The sequence below is a fragment of the Alkalihalophilus lindianensis genome (assembly GCF_032843265.1).
Lineage (GTDB): Bacteria > Bacillota > Bacilli > Bacillales > Bacillaceae_D > Alkalihalophilus > Alkalihalophilus lindianensis.
In genome coordinates this window covers 1-264 of record NZ_JAWJBA010000479.1, presented here as the reverse complement: position 1 = coordinate 264, position 264 = coordinate 1, and the positions used below count along the sequence as shown (strand labels likewise).

Annotated in this window: 1 protein-coding gene; it reads left to right on the top strand. The window is 68.6% G+C overall.

What is annotated here, in order from left to right; all coding sequences use genetic code 11:
- On the top strand, nucleotides 1-264 hold a 264-nt coding region (locus RYX56_RS23095), incomplete at both ends, for a PhnD/SsuA/transferrin family substrate-binding protein (protein WP_317124221.1).

Genomic DNA, 264 nt, shown 5'->3' with positions numbered 1-264 from the left:
CCTTCCTGTTCAATCCGCGCGGCATCGTTCCGGCGCAGTGCTTCAAGACGGTCCGCGCCGCCAACCATCAGGCCAATGCCTTCGCGGTGGCCACGGGCGTCGTTGATGTCGCGACCTCGAACACCGTCAACACCGTCTTTCTGAACCCCCAGAACCCGGGCATAGCGGCCCCGGTCACCCAGAGCTTGGCCGCGGGGGCCGGGTTCAGGCCGATCCGGGTGACGGAGTTGCCGGTGTTCGAGAGGGGCGCAGCCCACGCGCCCG